This window comes from Paraburkholderia sp. BL6669N2 (genome assembly GCF_003387275.1).
Taxonomy (GTDB): domain Bacteria; phylum Pseudomonadota; class Gammaproteobacteria; order Burkholderiales; family Burkholderiaceae; genus Paraburkholderia.
Genome location: NZ_QUNA01000002.1, coordinates 2,604,557 through 2,624,554, shown reverse-complemented (window position 1 = coordinate 2,624,554; position 19,998 = coordinate 2,604,557). Strand labels below are relative to the sequence as shown.

At 61.2% G+C, this 19,998-nt stretch carries 18 protein-coding genes; 9 read left to right on the top strand and 9 right to left on the bottom strand.

The annotated features are described in order from the left end of the window. The first annotated feature begins 20 nt into the window (after positions 1-20). The gene (locus B0G80_RS34255; RefSeq protein WP_258879124.1) at positions 21-248 is read left to right on the top strand and encodes a hypothetical protein; all 228 of its coding nucleotides are present in this window, start codon (positions 21-23) and stop codon (positions 246-248) included. A gap of 92 nt (positions 249-340) precedes the next feature. On the opposite strand, the gene B0G80_RS34250 is transcribed toward B0G80_RS34255, so the two are convergent. After that, entirely contained in the window at positions 341-1,378 is a 1,038-nt protein-coding gene (locus tag B0G80_RS34250) for a GlxA family transcriptional regulator (RefSeq protein WP_116122232.1), read from the bottom strand. 162 nt (positions 1,379-1,540) lie between these two features. Here B0G80_RS34250 and B0G80_RS34245 point away from each other — a divergent pair, with 162 nt between their 5' ends. The 4 genes from B0G80_RS34245 to B0G80_RS34230 all read left to right on the top strand — a co-directional run bounded on the left by B0G80_RS34245 (position 1,541) and on the right by B0G80_RS34230 (position 5,928). Then, a complete protein-coding gene (locus B0G80_RS34245) occupies positions 1,541-2,005 on the top strand; it encodes a MarR family winged helix-turn-helix transcriptional regulator (protein WP_116122231.1) in 465 nt (154 codons plus the stop codon). 78 nt (positions 2,006-2,083) lie between these two features. Next, positions 2,084-3,076, top strand: a complete 993-nt coding sequence (locus B0G80_RS34240; RefSeq protein WP_116122230.1) for a carbon-nitrogen hydrolase family protein — start codon at positions 2,084-2,086, stop codon at positions 3,074-3,076. 464 nt (positions 3,077-3,540) lie between these two features. Next, positions 3,541-4,476 (top strand): SDR family NAD(P)-dependent oxidoreductase, encoded by a 936-nt coding sequence (locus B0G80_RS34235; protein ID WP_116122229.1) that lies wholly within the window; start codon positions 3,541-3,543, stop codon positions 4,474-4,476. A gap of 99 nt (positions 4,477-4,575) precedes the next feature. Next, on the top strand, positions 4,576-5,928 hold the full coding sequence (locus B0G80_RS34230) for an epoxide hydrolase family protein (protein ID WP_116122228.1): 1,353 nt from the start codon (positions 4,576-4,578) through the stop codon (positions 5,926-5,928). Positions 5,929-5,969: 41 nt separating this feature from the next. Here B0G80_RS34230 and B0G80_RS34225 read toward each other — a convergent pair whose 3' ends face one another. Together B0G80_RS34225 and B0G80_RS34220 are read right to left on the bottom strand one after the other, a co-directional pair. Next, a complete protein-coding gene (locus tag B0G80_RS34225; RefSeq protein ID WP_408969466.1) occupies positions 5,970-6,614 on the bottom strand; it encodes an NADPH-dependent F420 reductase in 645 nt (214 codons plus the stop codon). Further along, on the bottom strand, positions 6,611-7,351 hold the full coding sequence (locus tag B0G80_RS34220; protein WP_116123825.1) for an SDR family NAD(P)-dependent oxidoreductase: 741 nt from the start codon (positions 7,349-7,351) through the stop codon (positions 6,611-6,613). Before B0G80_RS34220 ends, B0G80_RS34225 begins: the two co-directional genes overlap by 4 nt. Before the next feature lie 159 nt (positions 7,352-7,510). Here B0G80_RS34220 and B0G80_RS34215 point away from each other — a divergent pair, with 159 nt between their 5' ends. Beyond that, positions 7,511-8,365: a LysR family transcriptional regulator gene (locus tag B0G80_RS34215; RefSeq protein WP_258879123.1), complete on the top strand. Its 855-nt coding sequence runs from the start codon at positions 7,511-7,513 to the stop codon at positions 8,363-8,365. Positions 8,366-8,756: 391 nt separating this feature from the next. On the opposite strand, the gene B0G80_RS34210 is transcribed toward B0G80_RS34215, so the two are convergent. The 5 genes from B0G80_RS34210 to B0G80_RS34190 all read right to left on the bottom strand — a co-directional run bounded on the left by B0G80_RS34210 (position 8,757) and on the right by B0G80_RS34190 (position 15,073). Beyond that, the gene (locus B0G80_RS34210) at positions 8,757-9,878 is read right to left on the bottom strand and encodes a porin (protein ID WP_116122226.1); all 1,122 of its coding nucleotides are present in this window, start codon (positions 9,876-9,878) and stop codon (positions 8,757-8,759) included. Between the two features lie 250 nt (positions 9,879-10,128). After that, the gene (locus B0G80_RS34205) at positions 10,129-10,875 is read right to left on the bottom strand and encodes an SDR family NAD(P)-dependent oxidoreductase (RefSeq protein WP_116122225.1); all 747 of its coding nucleotides are present in this window, start codon (positions 10,873-10,875) and stop codon (positions 10,129-10,131) included. Positions 10,876-10,930: 55 nt separating this feature from the next. Further along, a complete protein-coding gene (locus B0G80_RS34200) occupies positions 10,931-12,484 on the bottom strand; it encodes a class I adenylate-forming enzyme family protein (RefSeq protein ID WP_116122224.1) in 1,554 nt (517 codons plus the stop codon). 136 nt (positions 12,485-12,620) lie between these two features. Continuing rightward, the gene (locus B0G80_RS34195; protein ID WP_116122223.1) at positions 12,621-13,859 is read right to left on the bottom strand and encodes a thiolase family protein; all 1,239 of its coding nucleotides are present in this window, start codon (positions 13,857-13,859) and stop codon (positions 12,621-12,623) included. Positions 13,860-13,951: 92 nt separating this feature from the next. Further along, entirely contained in the window at positions 13,952-15,073 is a 1,122-nt protein-coding gene (locus tag B0G80_RS34190) for a CaiB/BaiF CoA-transferase family protein (RefSeq protein WP_116122222.1), read from the bottom strand. 197 nt (positions 15,074-15,270) lie between these two features. Here B0G80_RS34190 and B0G80_RS34185 point away from each other — a divergent pair, with 197 nt between their 5' ends. From B0G80_RS34185 to B0G80_RS34175, 3 genes are all read left to right on the top strand, one after another. Next, positions 15,271-16,059, top strand: coding sequence for an enoyl-CoA hydratase/isomerase family protein (locus tag B0G80_RS34185; protein WP_116122221.1), 789 nt, complete (start codon positions 15,271-15,273; stop codon positions 16,057-16,059). 63 nt (positions 16,060-16,122) lie between these two features. Beyond that, on the top strand, positions 16,123-17,475 hold the full coding sequence (locus B0G80_RS34180) for a DUF1214 domain-containing protein (protein ID WP_116122220.1): 1,353 nt from the start codon (positions 16,123-16,125) through the stop codon (positions 17,473-17,475). 23 nt (positions 17,476-17,498) lie between these two features. Beyond that, complete coding sequence (locus tag B0G80_RS34175) at positions 17,499-19,022, top strand: DUF1254 domain-containing protein (RefSeq protein WP_116122219.1); 1,524 nt, start codon at positions 17,499-17,501, stop codon at positions 19,020-19,022. A gap of 112 nt (positions 19,023-19,134) precedes the next feature. Here B0G80_RS34175 and B0G80_RS34170 read toward each other — a convergent pair whose 3' ends face one another. Next, positions 19,135-19,839 carry a TetR/AcrR family transcriptional regulator gene (locus B0G80_RS34170; protein ID WP_116122218.1) on the bottom strand — a complete coding sequence of 235 codons (705 nt, stop codon included), beginning with the start codon at positions 19,837-19,839 and terminating at the stop codon, positions 19,135-19,137. Positions 19,840-19,998: the final 159 nt, after the last annotated feature.

The window sequence follows — 19,998 nt, the reverse complement described above, 5'->3', positions numbered from 1 at the left end:
TTTTTAGACGGAGGTGTCATATGCCCATGAACCGATCGCCCGATATCCAGGGCGTGACAGAGGCTGATTACACGTTGCTGGTGGATGCGTTGTCGTCGCTTTTGAGAGAACGGTCTTCCGCGCTGCAAATTGCTGCTGAAGTCGCGAAAAAAAGAGGGCTTGCGGCGCCGAACGTGTGGGACTTCGGACTCCCCGACATTCTGCGTCTGCGTCGCGTGTGGGAAGTGGCCAGTCGGACTTCCGCCTGATTTCACTTTTCCGACGAAGCTCGCCAGCTTTTCGCGCAACATGGTCGTCCACGCGTTCGCAAATCCTCAGGACGGGTTATCCAGACTATCCATCAACCGTCGCCATGCGACTCGCGTTCAGTAACGCCCGCCACTGAAGCGCGCGCAAAGCGCGTTTGATACTCGCTCGGTGAGAGACCGGTCTTGCGTTTGAACAGTTCGCGAAACGTACTGATGTCTCCATAGCCGACACGCTGGCTGACTATCTCAAGCCCGATGGGCCTCGACTCCAGCAACTGCTTGGCTACTTCGATGCGCAAATTCTGCAGATACGTCAATGGCGCAAGGCCTACTGCCTGCTTGAAACGCCGGTTAAGCGTCCGTTCGCTGACAGCGAGCCAACTGGCGAGCTCGCTCAGCCGGAACCCCTCCTGAAGTGTCGCCTCCATCCGCTGTTGAGCTCGCGCGACGAGCGAATCGACATGTCCGTGATCGTCGAGCAGTTTCGCGTAAGACGCTTGAGAAGTTCGGTTCATGTCGATCAGTAGCGATTTGGCGGTCATCGCCGCAAGCTTGTCGCCGACGAACATCTCTACCAGCCGTACGGCGAGATTGAGATACGACGTCACCGAACCGCCCGAGACAATGCCGTCTTGCCAGGTCAGGATTTCCCGCGCGCGGAGTTCGACACGCGGATACCGCCGGGCGAAGTCGGCCGCGTTGGCCCAGTGTGTGGTGGCGACCCGGCCGTCCAGCAAACCCGCCTCGGCAAGCAGATAGTTGCCGGTGCAGTACGCAGCCAACACGGCGCCTGCCTTGCGCTGGCGCCGTAGCGCGGAAGAGAGCGCATTCATCTGCTCGCGGCGGCCGATGAACTCGTCCATGTTGGAAAAAAACGGAGCCGTTAGCAGGATGGCATCAGCACGTTTGCGCGGATCGATTTTGCCGTCCACCGGAATGCTCTGGCCCGACGCAGCCGTGACGGGCTGTCCGTCCAGCGATTCCACGCGCCACGCGAACATGGGTAAAGGTTTGGCCCCACGCGCGGCTAACTTGCCGTTCAGGTAGTTGGCTGCGCTCAGGACGTCGATGGGCCCCGCTACGCCCGACGCCAGAATTCCGTCATAGACCCAGATCCTGATCGTGATCATTTGCGTGCGTGTCTGATATTCCTCGAATAATGGCAATGCTGCCACTGTCCAGTGTGCCCGTAAAGGCCGATTATCGCCACATCGAAACACCTGAAGCGACGAACGGTTCCGCGACCTACATCTGACAGGGTCGCAAGCCGGCGCCCAAAACATGAGCCCATCATGTCTGTAGATACTCAAAACAAAGCAGGTCATGACGTCGGCTGTGAGATTGCGCAGAACTGTCTGCTGACGCGCACGCGGCAGATCTCCAGGGTTCTGACCGCGATCTACGACGAGGCGCTACGGCCGTTTGGCATCAACGCCTCTCAATTCAGCCTGCTTGTACTCATTGGTGAACTTGGACCCATTAGCCGTGCGGATCTGGGGCGCAAGAATCATCACGATCGATCGACGCTGACAAGGAATTTGCAACCGCTCATCTCGCAGGAGTGGGTTTTCGAAGATGCCCCTGAAAGCAATGGCCGCAGTCGGCCTCTTGCGCTGACAGGACAAGGCAAAACATTGCTCCGCAACGCCGCGTCCGCGTGGTCGTCTGCGCAGGCAAGAGCCAGATCTCTCGTCGGAGAGGTCGGTGCTGACGCGCTTATGGGCATCGCGAGCGACTTGCCGCGGCGCATGCGCTAATTTTTTTAATCATCGATGTTGCATATGCAACACCGCAAGGGCGCTCTATGCCCGTTCTTATGAATCGAGGAGTTTGCAATGAAAGTCGTCAAAGCCGCCGCAGTGCAGTTCAGCCCGGTCTTGTACAGCCGTGAAGCCACCGTCGCAAAAGTCGTGCAGAAGATCCACGAACTGGGCCAGCAGGGCGTGCAGTTCGCCACATTTCCGGAAACCGTCGTGCCTTATTACCCGTACTTCGCAGCAGTGCAGACCGGCATTCAGCTTTTGTCTGGAAAAGAGCATCTGAGGCTGCTCGACCAGTCCGTGACGGTGCCGTCTCCCGCGACCGACGCGATTGGCGAGGCTGCCCGCAAGGCAGGCATGGTGGTGTCGATCGGCGTCAACGAGCGTGATGGTGGAACCATCTACAACACTCAGCTGCTCTTTGATGCCGATGGCAGCTTGATCCAGCGCCGCCGCAAGATCACGCCTACGCATTTCGAGCGGATGATCTGGGGTCAGGGCGACGGGTCGGGTCTGCGCGCCGTCGATAGCAAGGTTGGTCGCATTGGCCAGCTCGCCTGCTTTGAGCACAACAATCCGCTGGCGCGCTACGCGATGATGGCCGACGGCGAGCAGATTCATTCGGCGATGTATCCGGGTTCCGCCTTCGGCGAGGGATTTGCGCAAAGGATGGAAATCAATATCCGTCAGCACGCACTGGAGTCCGGCTCTTTCGTCGTGAACGCGACGGCGTGGCTGGACGCCGATCAGCAGGCGCAAATCATGGAGGACACGGGCTGCGAAATCGGTCCGATCTCGGGTGGTTGCTTCACCACCATTGTGACGCCCGATGGCATGCTGATCGGCGAACCCCTCCGCTCGGGCGAGGGCGAGGTCATTGCCGATCTCGACTTCACGATGATCGATCGACGCAAGCTGTTGATGGACTCAGCCGGTCACTACAACCGGCCGGAACTGCTGAGCCTGATGATCGACCGTACACCGACTGCGCACATTCACGAACGTGGCGTCCACGGCAAATCGAGCACAGAACAAGGCGCCGACGATACGAGCGTCACGGTTGCCTGAGCATGGCGAACCGACCGCGACACACCCGTGCTCATCAACCACCCGTGCCTTCTTTTAACTCACTCTCTGAGTGTAGGGAGATGTACCTTGAAAGTCATATCGACCTGCGTGGTATGGGGTCGTCGTCGAGACCCTCCTGCCGGAAAAGCCTCTGGCTGGCCACATTCGGGTGGAACAGAACTAGATCTTCAACTACTTTTTAGAGGACGCGAGCGCGGTAGGCGCGCGCGACCGCGCAGCGTACGAGCGGGCGTACATCCCGGCCGACGCGATCCGTGCAAGCAACGCGTGGTATCAGACCTTCCCCCAGCATGTGATTGACAACAAGACGTACGGCACGCTGCAGATGCCCGTCCTCGCATTAGGTGGCCCAGCTTTCCGAACAGCCACTCCGTCGGGACGCATTTCGTCCTTAAGTGTGCATCTGCATAAATGCGCTTGTTCTTTGCGAAGAGGTTAAAGATATGAAGATTCAAACCACACAGGATCGGCCGATTCTGGTCACAGGTGCGGCCGGCGCGATTGGCGGCATCGGCCGCAACGTCACCGAAATGCTCCTCGCCAAGGGCCATAAAGTGCGCGCTCTGGTTCGTCGCGAGGATAAACGCGCGGAAGAATTGCGTCGGCTCGGCGCCGAGGTCATGCTGGGCGACCTGACTGATCTCGCTTCGATGCATCGTGCGATCGAAGGGTGCTCGCGCATTTATTTCGGCATGTCGATCTCGGCGAATTATCTGGAAGCCACGGTCAACGTCGCTGCAGTGGCGCGTCACCATGGCGTCGAAGCCCTCGTGAATATGTCCCAGATGACGGTCACGGAAATGAGCATCACGGAGACCACGAATAGCCCTCAGCACAAGCTGCACTGGCTTGCAGAGCAGGTCCTGGCATGGTCTGGGCTGCCGGTCGTCACGGTGCGGCCTACGGTCTTTCTCGAAGGCTTCTTTCTGCGTCTCGCCGACGCAGGTGTGCGTGATCGCGATGAACTGGCGTTGCCGCTGGGCAGCAGCCGCACTTCGCCGATCTCTGCCGTCGATGTGGCGCGTGCCGTATCCGTCATCCTCGACGATCCGGCGCCGCACATCGGCCACGTCTATAACCTGACGGGGTCCGAGTCCGCTGATCTTGAGCACTACGCGCGCGCTTTTTCCGACGCGCTCGGCCGGACGATCCATTACCGCGACGTGCCGCTGTCCGCATGGACCAACACGCTCCGGGAAGTGGGTGTGCCAACGCATCTCGTCGATCACCTCGCCGTGATGGCTGAACTTCACACGCAGGGAAGATACGACCGCATGACGGACGATCTGTTCAAGCTCACCGGTAAGCCACCGACGGACATGCACGAATTCGTGAAGCTCCACGCCGCTGAGTTCACTCGCGGTGACGCGGCCGCTTAGCGCCTTCGTGTTCTGCAGACACAGTCTTATCGCAACCGGTAGCGCGTGAGATCACGCGGCTGCTAACCGAGGACCTGGCCATCGCCAATCGGAAAACTTATGACAGACAACATCTTTCCCCAATCACCGGCTCGCCGTCGCTTTGTTGGCGTGGCGGCGGCAGCCATTGCTGCCGGCTCCTTGAGTCAGCTCGCGTTCGCGCAAACGAATCAAACCATCACTGAAGTTGCCTCGTCGACCGGAGCCGATAAGACCGCCGTTCGTCCGCTTCGTATCCATGTGCCCGAGTCGCAACTGACCGACTTGCGGCGACGCATCAAAGCGACGAGATGGCCGGATCGGGAGATAGTCGCCGACGATTCGCAAGGCGTGCCGCTCGCAATGATTCAGGAACTCGCGCGTCATTGGTCGACCGATTACGACTGGCGCAAGGTCGAGGCGAAACTGAACGCGCTGCCGAACTTCGTGACTGAGATCGATGGGGTGGACATCCATTTCATCCACGTTCGTTCCAAGCATGACAACGCGATGCCGCTCATCGTCACGCACGGATGGCCCGGCTCGGTCATCGAGCAACTCAAGATCATCGATCCGTTGGTCAATCCGACCGCGCATGGCGCGAGCGCATCGGATGCGTTTCACCTCGTGATTCCGTCCCTGCCGGGCTATGGATTTTCGGGCAAGCCTGGAGAAGTCGGCTGGGGTCCGGAACGCACCGCACGTGCCTGGGTCGTGATGATGAAGCGCTTGGGGTATGCGAAATTTGCGGCGCAAGGCGGCGACCTCGGCGGCATTGTGGCCAACGTGATGGCCAAGCAGGCGCCACCGGAGTTGCTCGGTATTCACGTCAACTTCCCCGCCACAATTCCACCGGCGATCGCAAAGGCGCTTCAAGTCGGCGATCCGGCGCCAGCTAGCCTGTCGGCTGACGAAAGACTCGCGTACAACCAACTCAGCGCCCTGTCAAAGCGACGGGCCTACGCTTTGGAACAGGGCACGCGTCCGCAAACCCTCTATGGATTGGCGGACTCACCCGTTGCATTGGCCAGCTGGCTGCTGGATCACCCGGACGGTTATGGCCAGCCGGCTGCGGCACTGACCTCAGCCGTGTTCGGGCGCACGATCAACGGACACTCTGCAGGTGACCTGACGCGAGACGACGTGCTCGACGACATCACGCTTTACTGGTTGACGAATACAGGCGTTTCCGCGGCTCGCTTCTATTGGGAATCGCATTTCAACTTTTATGCTGCCGCAGACGTCTCTGTGCCGGCTGCCGTGAGTGCCTTTCCTGGTGAGAATTATCAGGCCCCGCGGAGCTGGTCGGAGCAGGCATATCACAACCTCATTTATTACAACCGGCCCGAAAAGGGCGGTCATTTTGCGGCATGGGAGCAGCCAGGGTTATTTGTGGAGGAGGTTAGAGCGGGTCTGAGACCGCTGCGCACGTAACGACTCCGAGGAGGTTCCGGCCGCTTTTCCACGTGTTTCGATCAGTCGAACTTGGCCAGGTCCTGGAAAATAAGCCGAGCCCACGTGCTGCCCCGTGCCTGGACCAGCATGCCGCCCTCGCCAATCTTCCCCAGTTCGATCGGGGCGAAGCCGAGCCTGTCGACAAGTGCCGCCACCGAGGCGCTGGCCGCGTCATCGTCGCTGGAGACGAACACGACCCGCCGGCCTCCCTGGGGCGTCCTCGCGCCTTTGGCCAGGACGCTCGCCGGCAGGTGGTTGAAGGCCTTCACCACCTTCGCCCCCGGGAACGACTTCGCAAGGGCGGCGGTCGACGGCAGCCCGCCCAGTTCTTCCGGGGGAACGCCGAATGCGTTGGTTGCGTCGATTACCACCTTCCCCTGCCAGCTCTCGGCGGTCCGTCCGATTTCACTATGCGTGGCGAAGGGGACGGCCAGGATGACGACGTCGGCCTTGACCGCGTCATCGACACGCCGGGGGACGACAGACGGGCCGATCTGCGCCGCGAGCGCGTCAAGCGATCGCCTGCCTGCCACGATTACTTCGAGGCCCTTATGGGCGAACGCCCGAGCGATGGCCGTGCCGATCTTGCCAAGCCCGATGATTGCGTAGCTCATTGAAATCTCCTGTGTATATCGAAAGGCCTCGCTGTCGACCGTAGCTGTCAGACCTGGGCGATGCCGCCATCGACCATCAAATCCGCACCCGTCATGTACGAACTCTGGTCGGATGCGAGGAAGAGCGCCGCGTTGGCAAGCTCGTCAGCCCGACCGAGTCGACCGAGCGGGATCATGCTCTGGTACATGTTGACCAGATCCTCGCGTGCCATCGATTGAGTGTCGAGAATCGGAGTGTCCGTTGCACCAGGGCTGAGCAGATTGACGCGAATGCCGCGGTCCTTAAACTCCGCGGCCCAGGTGCGGGCATAGGAGCGCAACGCGGCCTTGGTCGCCGCGTAGGCGGTGTGGCCAGGAATGCCCATGACGTGCATGCCCGACGAGACCAGAATGATCGATCCGCCCCCTGTCATGAGCGGCAGCAGCTTCTGCACCAGGAAGACGGGACCGCGGGCCATGAGGTTGAACGCCTTGTCGAAGTGCTCAGGCGTGAGAGTGTCGACCGAAGCCTGCTCCGTAAAGCCCGCATTCGACACGATGATATCGACGACACCCTTTTTGTCCCTGACTGCCGCAGCGACCCGGTCGAGGTCATCAAGGTTCGCGGCGTCAGCCTGGATGGCGGTGACGTTGCGCCCGATCAGTTCGGCCGCCTCGTCGAGTTGTGCCTGCCGACGGCCGAAGATAAAGACGTGAGCGCCTTCGGCAACAAACCGCTGGGCGATCGCTAAACCGATACCGGTGGTGCCGCCGCTAATGACTGCAATCTTGCCTGCGAGAGTGGACATTGAGACCTTCTGCCTGTTCGTGAATGACAGGTCCATGGTAATTACCATCGCCGGGAATGATAATCCGCAAATTTCCCATAAGATCTATTCTTGGACGGAATGGATCAGACGAGAGGAATGCCATGGACAGGTTTCACGAATTGAGCGCTTTCATCGCCGTTGTTGAGGCCGGCGGTTTTTTCCGCCGCCGCGCGTAGAACCGGCGAGTCACAGTCCGCGATCAGCAAGGCGATCGGCGCGCTGGAAAAACGCCTCGGCGTGATGCTACTCAATCGAAGCACACGCAGCGTGACGCTGACGGACCAGGGCCAGAGATATTACGACCGGACCAAACCCCTTGTTGATGAAATGGATGAAGCCGACAGCGAACTGACCAGCAGCACACTTAATGCCTCAGGTCTGATCCGGATCGCCGTATCCGCTACTTTCGGCCGCCTTCACGTCCTTCCACTCATACCGGAGTTGTTGTCACTCAACCCCGGCCTTCAGGTCGATCTTGTTCTTTCGGACTTCGTACGAGATATGGTGGAAGATCGGATCGATCTGGCGATCCGGGTGGGCGCCGTCGACGATCTCGATGCGGTTGTCAGGCGCGTGGCTACCACCCCGCTTGTATGCGCCGGCTCCCGCAGGTATTTCGAGCAACACGGAATACCGAAGACTCCCGCCGAGCTCGTCGATCACAATTGCCTTTTATATGGCGGCCTGACGGAGTCGGCCAATTGGCCGTTTGTAGGACCGGAAGGCCGATTCAGTGTGTCCGTGCGCGGTAATCTTTCGTCCAACAGTGTCGAAACGATCCGCACTGGCGTTCTGGCCGGTGTTGGTATTGGCCTGTTCGCCAAAGTCTCTCTTGCCGATGAACTCCGACATCCGGACGTGATCACGGTTCTCGACGAGTTCATAAGTGAGGTCAGGGACGTCAGCCTCATCTGGCCGAAACGTCGCTTTGTACCGGCACGCGTGCGTCGCGCGACGGACTTTTTTGCTTTGGCACTCCCACAGCGCATGTAGGAAAACGGCATCGTTCGGCGCTCGAGGCGTCGTTCAGAGAGGCTTATCCGCATTCGTCTCGGTGCGGTCAGGAAGGGACGGTTGTCAGGTGCGCCGTGCAGACATTCCAATGGCATCCTGCCGGCGTGCGTAGTGCCCGAAAACGCAAATCATCTTCTGCCACCTGACTTCCTTCGACACGATGCCACGACGCACGAAGGCGAGACTAATGACGCATGCGTTGTTCACGTCGCGAACGTTGTGAATAGTCGTGCAGGTTTGGCAAGAGCGGGGCGGCCTCGCAGACCTCCGTCTCCTACTTGATCCCTCCGCGCGCGGTCGATACCACGCGACGCACACGGCGGCGGCCTGCCACATCGGCGGGCCTTCATAGAACAAAACCGCGGGAATGTCAGAAGCGATGGGTCATGCCGATGGCAACAAGCGTTTGAGAAGCATCAGGCTCCGTCACTGAGATACCCGGCCAGCTCATCGTCGAACTGCCATTGTTCTTGATGTAGCCTGCCCGCGCGTAAAAGCTGGTCCGCTTCGACACATTGTGGTCGACGCCCACCTGGAAGCCGACTGCATTGTCGTGCACGCCGCGCACATCGCGCTCGACAACTGCGAGCTGGACTTCGTCGGCGTCCGTGGCCTGGATCGTCGCACCTAACTCGCCGTAGCTCAGAGCGTGTCCTGCGCCGAGGAGCGCGGCCATCGACCCAGGTGCAGCATCTTTGGGGCGCGCATACGAGTAGTTAAACTGAAGTTTCACTATGCCGATCTGATACGCGAGTGCGCCGCTAAAATGCTCAGTCCCGAGCAGGTTAAGCGAGCGTGGCAGACCCGCAATGGTCTCCACGCCGGAATGCTGGTTCAGGTAAGCCACGGCTGCGTAAAGGCCGGCGCCTTGCCAGGTCAGCGCGACATCGATCATATTCCCCGATGTGGTCGGGATCGGCTGCGTAGCCGTCGCCGCGAAACCGTACATTGCATAAAGCTTCGCGCCTGCAACGTTGGGCGACTGATAGAAAATCGTGTTGCTGATCCGCCCCGGCGCATATTGAACCGCGAGCGTGCGACGGTCGGAGGCCGCGGCGAGATCGGCTGCCGAGAGCGGCGAGAGTACTTCGTTGCCACGGAACGGATCGGTTGGATAAACGGCCCAGAAGCTCGGCTGATACTGACGACCGAAGCTAAGCGTGCCGTACTTGTCCTGCTGCAGCCCTATCCATGCCTGGCGATAGAAAAGGGTGGTGGTATCGGCGAAGGCTGCACCGTTGTTGATGTTGAAACCGCTTTCCAGGTCGAACACGGCCTTCAACCCGCCGCCCAGATCCTCCTTGCCTCTGAAGCCGACCATCGAACCCGTTGAGCCGCTGCTTCGCTGGGAAACCGAACTCGCTCCACCCTTGTTCAGGTACTGGAAGAACGTGTCTGCCACCCCGTACAACGTCACACTCGACTGCGCGGCGGCGCTACCCGCCGCAAGTGCCACGCTGGTGGCGAAAATGCCCTTGCTAATAAAACGCATGCATGTCTCCTCTATGTTTATGCCGCATCGACAGACGCGGGTAAGGCAAAATCAGGTGGGCTTCCCTCGATTGTTGAAGCCGGTCACTTCATTTCAAAATCACCACATCTCATTTTATTAAAAGGAATCCTTATGAAAATGGACGCTCGTTGCCTGGTGAAGGCCGGGTGCTGCACCATCGAATTAACGCGGATTACGATTGGAAGCGGAAAGGGACATTTGGATCACGGCGCGCCGCGCGCCGTGACGATTAACGCGTTCCGCACTCGATATCGAAGGTGGTGGCGTTCAGATAGGCGTTTTCGACAATATGCCGGACGAGGCCCGCAAATTCTTCGGGTTTGCCCATGCGTTGGGGAAACAGCAGCTTGCCGACGATCGTCTCGGACACCTTCGGCGGCATGCCTGCCGACATGCCCGACTCGAACAGACCCGGTGCGATCGACAGCACGCGAATGCCGTGCTCGGCAAGATCGCGCGCAACCGGAATCGTCATGCCGATCACGCCGGCCTTGCTTGCGCTGTAGGCCGCCTGTCCCATCTGACCTTGACGCGCCGCGCCCGATGCGGTGTTGATGATTACGCCGCGTTCGCCGTTTTCTTCGGGCTCATTCGCTGTCATCGCGAGCGCCGCATGACGGAGCACGTTGAAGGTGCCGGTGAGGTTCACCGACAGCACGCGGTCCCACAGATCGGACGGGAAAAGCTGTCCTTTGGAGATCGTCTTGGACGGCCCGAGAATGCCTGCGCAATTGACCGCGACGTGCACGGTTCCGTACGTGCGCACGACCGTAGCGATACCTTCCTTGACGCTTTCTTCATTCGCCACGTCGACCGCGACGCCCTTGATATCCGGCCCGAGCGCTTCTCCGAGCTTCGCGCCGTCGAGATCGAAGCCCACTACCTTGGCGCCTGCTGCCGCAAGCGCCTTGCAGGTGGCGAGGCCGAGGCCAGATGCCGCGCCGGTGACGACTGCAACCTTGTTCTGCAGATTCATGTTCTTGCCCTGTTCCTGGTTTGATGTCTAAGAGTGAAGCGATCAAGCGCTGACGTCACACCGCGCGCCACTGACCTGCCCAGTACCTGCCGCGAATCTCACGTTTGAGCACCTTGCCGACCGCGCTGCGTGGCAGGTCTTCCCAGAACTCGAAACTCTTCGGCGTTTTCACGCTGCCGAGCTCGCGTTTGCATAGCTCGGCGAGTTGTTCTGTGCCGACATGTTCGCCGTTCTTCAGCTGGACAATGGCCTTGACCGCCTCGCCCCATTTCTCGTCCGGCACGCCGATTACCGCGCAATCGAGAACAGCGGGGTGCGAGTTGATGACCGCCTCGATTTCGCCCGGAAAGACGTTGAAGCCACCGCTGACGATCATGTCCTTCTTGCGATCGACCACGGTGATGAACCCGCGCTTATCCTTGATACCGATGTCGGATGTGTGATGCCAGCCGAACTGCGACACTTGTGCCGTTTCCTCGGGATTCTTGTAGTAGCCGAGCATGACAGTCGTGGAGCGCACGACGATTTCCCCTTTTTCTCCGGGGCCGACGACGTTGCCCGCGTCGTCCATGATCTCGACACACGCAAACTGCGCGGCCTTTCCCGCGGATTGCAGTGCGGCTTCGTCGAAGGTGCCATCAGTCAGCAGATAGTCGGACGGCCGTTTGACGACTACGGGAAAGCCGCATTCGCTCTGCCCATAGACTTCGTAGATCACCGGGCCGAGGCGGCGGACAGCCTCCTTCATTTTTTCCGGGGCAATGGGCGCTGCGCCGACGGCGAGGCAGCGTAGCGACGAAAGATCGGCGCCCGCCATCGCGGGATCGCTCAATAGTGCGTAGACGACCGTGGGCGGTAGGAACAAATGCGTGATACGTTCTTCAGCGATCGTGCGCAGTACCACCTTGGGGTCGAACGAGGGCAGCACGACGGTGCAGCCATTGCGGATCGCCGCGGCCAGCGTGAGCATGCACGCGGCGTGCGTGAGCGGCGCCACAGCCAGCACGCGCGAGTCCCGATCAATGTTCAGTTCGGAGAAAACCGCGATCAGCCCCATTTCGAGCGAGCGATTGTCGTGCAGCGCGCCTTTCGACGGTCCCGTCGTTCCGCCGGTCGGCTGCAGCAGCGCATGTTGATTGGGGTTTTCCGGCGGCGCGACGAACGGGTCACGATGGTTCGGCATCCAGCTGTCGAGCGACTCGCCATGTTCCGATGGCTGGTCAATACAGATGAACCTGCAACCAGCCGCGAGGCCGGCTTTCAGCGCAGGCACGATGTGGGCGTATGCGCTGTGGAAGAAAACCAGCTCGCAATCGGCGAACGCAAGCACGGCCGCATTGGTTTCCACCGTATTGCGTGTATGGACCGACACCCAGGCCATGTCCGCGCGGTTGATCGCCAACTGCAGCAGGCTGATCCGGTAGTCGTTCGGTGCGTAGATCGCCGCATGTGCGCCGGGCCTCAGCGAAGGGTCGAGCGTGAGCGCGTGCGCGGCGGCATGGACGAACTTCTGTGCCTCAGCGAACGTGATGCGCGTCGTTCCGTCGACGAATGCCTCGCGGTCCGGATGCCGGGACACAGCCGAATCGAAGTAATCAGCAAGGCGCATATCAGTCTCCTTGAGTCGACGTAGCCGTGCTCGGCGGCTACCTTTTCATTCATGATAGGCGGCGGCAGCGGGTTCTTGCCCGCCGCCCGCTCAGCAGCCTGAAGGAGGCCGCTGCGGTGCGCTCGCCCGTGATGCCCTAGCGCGCCAGAATCGTGATGCAGGCCACCGCTTCCTCGATTCCATACAGGCCGCCGCCGTTCTCCGCGACCGCGATCCGCGCGTTATCGACCTGACGCGGACCGGCTTCGCCGCGCAGTTGCGTGACGAGCTCATGCACCTGTCCGAGGCCCGTCGCGCCCACCGGGTGTCCTTTTGATTCCAGACCGCCGGACGGGTTGACCGGGATCCGGCCGCCGATTGACGTTTCGCCGCGCTCGGAGATCGGGCCGCCGTCGCCGAAGTCGCAGAAACCGAGATTCTCGATCTGTACGATCTCACCCATTGCGGTCGCGTCATGCACTTCCGCCACCGACACGTCCTTCGGACCGATGCCGGCCAGGTCGTAGGCGCGCCGCGAAGCCTGCACGGTGACGTGCTGCTCGATGTCGTCGGGCGAGCGGTCCGTGCCGCTCTGGACCACCGAAGCCAGCACGCGGATCGCGCGCTTCGGATCGATGTTCAGACGCTTGAGCGCGTCGGCGGTACACAGGATGGCAGCAGCAGCGCCGTCGGATACCGGCGAGCACATCGGTAGCGTGAACGGGTACGTAATGGGCGGCGCGGCCAGCACTTCTTCCACGGTGTAAGCGACCCGGTATTGCGACAGTGGGTTGTGTACCGAATGACGGTGGTTCTTCGCCGACACGGCGGCGATCTGGCGCTGCGTGGTGCCGAAGCGTTTCATGTGCGCGCGGGAGAATGCCGCGTAGACGTCCATGAACACGCTATAGGGCTTCGGCGACGTCGATCCTGCCGGAATCTCGACGCCTTCGCCAATGCGCAACAACTCCGCGTGAATTTCCTTGGCTCGCGAAACGTCGAGCGCGCTGTCGAATACGGAGAACATGCGCTCACGGTCCTCCGAAAACATTTTTTCGGCGCCCACAGCCAGCGCAACGTCGCCGGCGCCCGAGCGCAGATGGTTGACCGCCAGCACGAATGCACTGCTGCCGCTCGCGCATGCATTCTCGACATTCACGACCGGAATGCCGCCGATGCCCATGTCGCGCAGCGCGATTTCGCCACGAATCATGTGCTGGCCGTCCATATGACCTTGTGATGCATTGCCGTAGAACGCCGCTTCCAGAGCGCTCTTTTCGATGCCCGCGTCCTTGAGCGCCGCTTGGGTGGCGTTGCGTACCAACGATTTGATGCTCTGGTCGAGTAGCCTGCCGAACGGCGTCATGCCGACGCCAACCACATAGATATCTTTCATTTCAATTCCCATGCTGTTTGAGGATAGGCACATCCAATGAATCAAATTCTACTTGGGAGTAAAAATATAGTCGATAAGGTAGAAGTCCATGTTTACCCGGCTGCCCGTGCGTTGACGGCTTGCGCGAGCAACTCGGCGTCATGCTCGCCGACGGCGGGCACCCCGCGCGTAGGTCCGGGATGTACGCCGCCGAATACGAGTGGCTGCGCCACGTGCCAGGCGCGACGGCCGCCGCGTTCGTCGACCTCGCGGAACATGCCGCGGGCGCGAAAGTGCGGGTCATTCACGACTTCGTCGAGACTGTTCACCGGCCCCCAGGGCACGCCTGCCAGATCGAGCAGCGGCGCCCATTGAGCGCGCGGCTTGCGGCGCAGCGCTTCGGCAATGCGGGCGCGAAGTTCAGCTTCGCGCGGTGCGCGCTCCGCGTTTGTCACGTGCGCGATATCGGTGAGGCCGAGAAGCTCGCATAGCGGAGCCCAGAACCAGTCTTCGTGCGCGATCGACAGCGTCAGCAGAAGCTCGTCCTCGCAGCGGAACACGCCGTAAGCGGGCTGGGCATTGATTTCAGCCATGCCGAGGCGTCCGCCGTTCATCGCCGGCGAAAGAAACACGCTCATCCACGATACGAGGCCGTCGGTCATCGACACGTCGACGTACTGGCCGAGGCCGGTGCGGGTACGCTCGAGCAGGGCGGCAAGACAGCCCGTGACGGCGAACATCGCTGCGGAGAGGTCGCCGATTGCAAGTTCAGGCGGCGCTTCGATCTGGCCGCTGGCAGCCTGGCGGTGCAACAGGCCTGCGATTGCCTGATAAGACAGATCGTGCGCGGGGCGGTCGCGATACGGTCCGTTCTGGCCGAAACCCGAGATCGACAGATAGACGATGCGCGGATTGAGCTTCGCGACATCGTCGTAGCCGAAGCCGAGGCGGGCCATCGTGCCGGGACGGAAACCTTCCATCAACACGTCCGCGGAAGCGATCAGTTCGCGCAGTGCTGCGCGTCCCGCGTCGGTTTTCAGATCGACGCCGACCGAGCATTTGCCGCGGTTGAGTGCGGCGTGAAAGTCGGGCAACTGTCGGGCCGGGTCGCCAGCCGGCGGCCGCTCGACCACGATCACGTCGGCGCCCAGATCGGCCATCACGAGCGTGGCGAACGGGCCGGGATACTGTTCAGCAAGGCTGAGGATGCGTATACCCTCCAAAGGCAAACTCATATGTGTCTCCTCTCATGCAAGATGTTTGGTACTGCGATCCAGCGGATCGCGTGAAGACTGTGCGTGCGCCGCGCTGTTGAGGCGCTATATTGGCATAGTTTCTACCGATGAGTTAGTATTGATACGCGATATTAAAATCAAGCCCGGGCGTCCAGCGCCGGGCAAGCGAACCGAGACTCTTTCAGGAGGAAGACACCATGCAGGAATTGCCCGTTATCGCCGAGGTACGGCACGGCGCGATGTGGATCACACTGAATCGCCCCGCAGCGATGAATGCGATTACGCCCGACGTGGTTCGGGGAATCGAACAGGCGCTCGACGAAGCCGCGAAACGGGACGACGCGCGTGTGGTCGTGTTGACCGGCGCGGGCCGCGCGTTTTGCGCCGGCGCTGATCTGAAATTTGTACGTGGCGAGCGCGATGGCGACCAGCCGGGCGCAAGCCGCTTCCTCGACGCGCTGCTCGCGCTGCTGAACCGTCTCGAACGTTTCCCCCGGCCGGTGATTGCCGCCGTGAATGGCATGGCGCTCGCGGGCGGCCTTGAGCTGGTGCTGTGCTGCGACCTTGTGATCGCGGCGAAGTCGGCGCGCTTTGGCGACGCGCATGCCAATTACGGTTTGCTGCCCGGCGGCGGCGGCTCGGTTCGCCTGCCGCGCAAGATCGGCGTGACGCGCGCGAAATATCTGATGTACACGGGCGAATTCGTCTCGGCCGGGTCGATGGAGTCGGCAGGACTTGTCAATCAGGTCGTCGAGGACGCGCAGCTTGGCGAGGCGGTTGACGCGCTTGCGAAGACGATAGCCGCGAAGAGTCCGCTCGGCTTGAGCCGGATGAAGGCGCTCGTGAACGACGGTCTCGAGCAGCCCGCCGAGGTGGCGCTGCGCCAGGAACTGCTGATGACCGCGCTCCACGAACACAGCGACGACATCCGCGAGGGACTTGCCGCGTTCCAGGAAAAACGTGCGCCTCAGTTCACCGGCCGCTGATTTTGCCCCGGTGGCCGCTTGCGCGCGTGAGCGGCCACCTGTACTTACTTGATGGAGACAAGAATGCACAAGCTATCTCGCGCGAGCGCGGCGACCGTGCTCGCGGTGACCTTGCTCGCGGGCCTCGATGGTTGCAAGAGCGCGCCAGTCGAACAGACGCCACCGATTGCGGTTGATCAAAACTCTGCACTCACAGTGAGCGACACCGACATCGTCCATGCTTACCACTACCTGCTCGGACGGTTGCTGGTCCTACGTCAGCAACGCCTCGATTTCGAGAAGGACGGGTTTCAATGGAACCACCTCGTGCACCGCAAGCCGGGCGGCGTGGAATGGGCAAACCCGAATCTTGACGTGGTCTATTCCGAAGCGTGGGTCGCACTCGACGAGAAGACCTGCGTGCTGCTCGACATTCCGCGCATCGAAGGACGCTATTACACGTGGCAGATGCTGGATGGATGGGGCGAGACGGTGCTCAATATCAATGAGCGCACGTTTGCCCAACGGCCTTACGGCCGCTATGCACTGTGTCTGAAGGGCGCACGCGTCATGCCGCCCGCCGACGCGCTGCGCATCGATTTGCCGGTCCGGACGATGCGGGTTCTCGCGCGCATCGAGCCCGGCGAGGATGCGGCGCAGGCGATACGTCTGCAGCATGAATTCCACTTGACGCCGCTCGGCGAGCCGCGGATCGAAACGCCCATCGAAGTTCCATTTTTCACGAATGCGCAATTGCCCCGTGCCGAAGCGTTCGACTTCGCTACACAGGTCCTCGATGGTCAGCCGGACGTCTCGCCTGGCATGGACGACGTACGTACGAAGGTAAGGGCGGTGGCCGCGCTGGTTCAATCGGGCACAGCGGCACGCACGCGGGTGGACGACGTGATCGCCCGGAAGGCGCTGCCGGCGCTCATGCAGCGGTTGAGCGCGCTAGGTCCGAGCGGCAACGGCTGGGTCCGGCCTACGACCTTCGGCCACTACGGAAGCGATTACCTCGCCCGCACGGTTGTCGATCTCGTCGGCATCTGGGCGAACACCCGAACCGAGGTGACGTACTACGGCATGCGGAATCTGGACGGCAGGGCGACCTATACGCAGACCTATCCGAAGGATGCGTTGCCGCAGAGTCTCGCGCGCTACTTCTGGTCGGTCACGGAAGTCGATTCGACTCATTTCAAAGTGGTGCCGAATCCGCTGGGACGTCATGCGCTAAACCGGCAGTCGCGTGTGCAGCCCAACGCGGACGGCTCTGTCACACTCGCGTTCGGTCCTGTGCGTCCTGACAGTGTCCCTGAATCGAACTGGTTGCCCACGCAGCCTGGTACGAACTACAACCTTACGTTCCGGCTATATGGCCCGGCGGCCGGCGCGGCGGCGGAACAGTATTTCCCGCCCCCGCTCGTCGGGCAGCGTTGAGTCGATTTTCGGAGAAATCATTCATGCGCAAACTGCTTTCGAGTTCATTCCAGTTGTTCGCGGCATTCGGGTTTGCACTGCTTGCGTTGGGCGGGTGCGAACCCGGCCGCGTGCCGGTTGTCACGCAAGCCGCAGGGGCCGGCCCCGCAGCGGCGAGCGGCGCGATCCGCACGGACGAAGCGCCTGTTATACCGGCCGCGCTCATGACCGAGGCTTATGCGCGCATGGTCGCGCGCAATACTTACTTCTGGGCGTGGCCAATGGTCAACGCCTACAACCGCCGTCTTGCATTCACCCGCGCGCCGGCGCCTGGCCTCGTCGGCGGGATCATGCCGATTGCCCCGCTCAACCGTCTCGCGATGCTGACCGGCTACGTCGACCCCGCAGAGCGGCTGGTGGCGTGTCCGAATCAGGACGTCGTGTACGGCGCGGGTATCGCGGCGCTCGACGAGAGCCCGGTCGTGATCCAGGTGCCGGATTTCGGCAAGCGTTTCTGGGGCTATCAGATTGTCGATCTGCGCACCGATAGCGTCGCCAACCTCGGGTCGATGTACGGCACGAAGCCCGGCTTCTATCTGCTGGCGGGCCCAGACTGGCACGGCGCGGTGCCGGAGGGCATCGCGCAGGTGATTCGCTCGGGCACCCGCACGGCATTTGTCGTGCCGCGCGTTTTTCAGACCGACACGCCGCAGGACAACGCGGCCATCCAGCCGTTGCTGAACCGCATCGATATGTATCCGCTGGCGATGTTTGACGGCGTGTTCAAACAGCACGACTGGAAAAAGTTGCCGGCGTTTCCGATGCCGGCTCACGAGGGTGCCAGTCCCGGCGAAGCGCGTTGGGTATTTCCGGAACGCTTCTTCGACGGGCTGCCTGCGGTACTGCACGACGCCCCACCCATGCCGGGTGAGGAGGCACGCTACTCGGAAGCGCTTGCGGTGATCGCGGCGGCGCGGCGCAATCCGTCGCTGAAGGCCGCGATGATCGACGAAGCGACGCGCGCGGACAAGGATCTCGTCGACCCCTTGCTTCAGTTCCGCAACTTCGGCATACCACTCGCACATCACTGGACGACGCAACGCAATGGCGGGCGCTTCGGCACTGATTATTTGACCCGGACCGCTGTTGCGCGCTCCAATATATTCGTCAACAAGCCGGAAGAGGCGACGTACTTCTATTTGGACCTCGATGCAGCCGGCGAGCGGCTCAATGCGCACAACCGTTATGCGATCACGTTCGCGAAGGGGCAGTGGCCGCCGGTGCAGGGCTTCTGGTCGCTGACGCTGTATGACGCGTATCACTTCTTCGTGCCGAACCCGCTTGGCCGTTATGCAATCGGTACGCGCAATACGGATCTCAGGCCGAACCCGGATGGCTCGCTGACCGTGTACATTCAGTCCGAGCCGCCTGCCGATCCGGCACAACGGGCGAACTGGCTGCCAGCGCCACGCGACGGGGATTTTTCTTTGATGATGCGAGCCTATTGGCCCGCAGCGGCGATCACGGCGGGTAACTGGACGCCGCCTGCCGCGCAGCGGATTCAGTGAGCGTGTACGCGTCGTGTCGAGGGAAGGCGCGACGCGTATACAACGGCTCACTGCCGGGACATGCATGCACGCGATTCAGCGCGTGCACGTCTCTTGGCGGCGTTCGGAGCGTCTAGGCTGCTTCGGTGGTGGTCTTGCGCGGACGCGGGCGGCTCTTCGCGGATCCAGCCGCAAGCCCGCGTGACATGAAGTTGACGAACACCTCTGCGATCGCTTCCGGGCCGTAGCCGCCCTCCGGATTGAACCAGTTCGGAATCCAGTTGATCGAGCCCATCAGCCAGGCCACGGCCAGCTTCGGCTCGCAAGGCGCGACGGAACCGTCTTCGATGCCCTCCTGGATATATTCCCTGATACGCAGATCGAAAGCACGGCGGCGCTTGCGGACGATTTCCTGGTGCTCCGGCAGCATGTCGTCGAGCGTGGACACGAACGCGTGCGAAATGAAATCCTCTGTCACCAGTACCACAAACCGGCCGATGGTCCGTTCGAGCTTGTCAAGCCCGGTCTTGCCATGCCGACCTTCCTCGAGCGCGACGTCACCCATGTCGAGCGCGAGTTTCTGCGTTTCGAACAGTAGTTCGCGCTTGCCCTTCACGTAGTAGTACAGCGCTGCCTTGGTGACGTTTAGCGCCTCGGCCACTTCGTCGAGCGACGTGTTGTGAAACCCCTTCGCCTTGAACGCCCGGCCGGCCTCGCGGATTAAAGCGGTTTTCTTCAGCTTTTGCAGATCTTCGCGCGAGGGCAGCGCGTCTTTCCACCGAGCGGAAGACTCTTTCGATTTTCGGGTGCCAGTAGATTTGCGCGCAGTCGAGGTCATGGTCAAGATGCCGTCATTTGTTAAATGAATCTTACCATGCGGTCGAACCGGCGGTGATGACGCTGGAACTCAACTGGAAATGCACTGCGAAGCACCGTACTGTCACCTGCCAGGGCCCGGCCGAAAGAGCAGGAAAGTTTTCAGGTTGACAATGTGACG